We start from the raw sequence: 1,089 nt of genomic DNA, 5'->3' as shown, positions 1-1,089 counted from the left end.
GAGTTGGAACGCATTGGTGGGTACAGCGTTGTGCGGCGGCTCGGCGAGGGCGGCATGGGGGTGGTGTGGCTGGCCCGGTCCCGCGGCGGGCGGCTGGTGGCGGTGAAGGTGGCCCGCGCGGAGCTGGCGGCGGACGCGGTGTTCCGGGAGCGGTTCCGGGCGGAGGTGGCGGCGGCGCGCAGCGTCGGGGGGTTCCACACCGCGCAGGTGGTGGACGCGGACCCGGAGGCGGAGGCGCCGTGGCTGGCGACCGCGTACGTGGCGGGGCCGACGCTCGCGCGGTTGGTGGCGGAGCAGGGGCCGATGGACGAGGAGCGGCTGCGCGGGCTGGGGGCGGCGCTCGCGGAGGCGTTGCAGGCGATCCACCGCTGCGGGCTGGTGCACCGGGATCTGAAGCCGGCGAACATCGTGATGGCCGAGGACGGGCCGCGGGTGCTGGACTTCGGTATCGCCCGGGCGGTGGAGAACACCCGGCTGACGGTGACGGGTACGGCGTTCGGCACCCCCGGGTTCCTCGCGCCCGAGCAGGCGGAGGGTCGCGAAGTCGGGCCTTCCGCCGACGTGTTCGCGCTCGGCGCGGTACTGGTCGCGGCCGCGGGCGGCTCCGCGTTCGGCGGCGGCACGCCGGTCGCGCTGATGTACCGCTCGGTGCACCACGAGGCCGATCTCAGCGCGGTGCCCGAGCCGCTGCGGCCGATCGTGGCGGCCTGCCTGGACAAGGACCCGGGGCGCAGGCCGGATACGGAACGGCTGCTGGACTGGTTCGACCCGGCGGGCGGACCGGACGCCGGAGGGGATGGTGGGCCGGACGGTCGGCCGGACGCCGGACCGGAGCCGGCCGCCACGGGTGGTCCGCACGGCCCGGTCGCCGACGCCGCTGCCGCCGCACCCGTCCCGCCGGTTCCCCCGATGCCCGGCTACGCCCCTGCGCCCCCGGTGACCCCTGCGCCCTTGGCCCCGCAGCCGCCCTCGCCGTACGCACCGCCCTCGCCGTACGCCCCGGCGGCCGGTTACGGGTACGCCGCGCCGCCGTCGTTCTCCGCTCCCGACCCGACGCCCGTCCCGACGCCCGTCCCGACCCCGGCCCCG

Annotated in this window: 1 protein-coding gene; it reads left to right on the top strand. The window is 77.7% G+C overall.

Features of this window, described 5'->3' with window-relative positions:
* Positions 1 to 3: 3 nt before the first annotated feature.
* Positions 4 to 1,089, top strand: a 1,086-nt coding sequence (locus AC13HU_RS37535; RefSeq protein ID WP_483046482.1) for a serine/threonine-protein kinase, incomplete at its 3' end; no start/stop codon positions are given.

This window comes from Streptomyces sp. NH27, from assembly GCF_056859195.1.
This window is presented reverse-complemented; position numbering and strand designations above follow the sequence as displayed.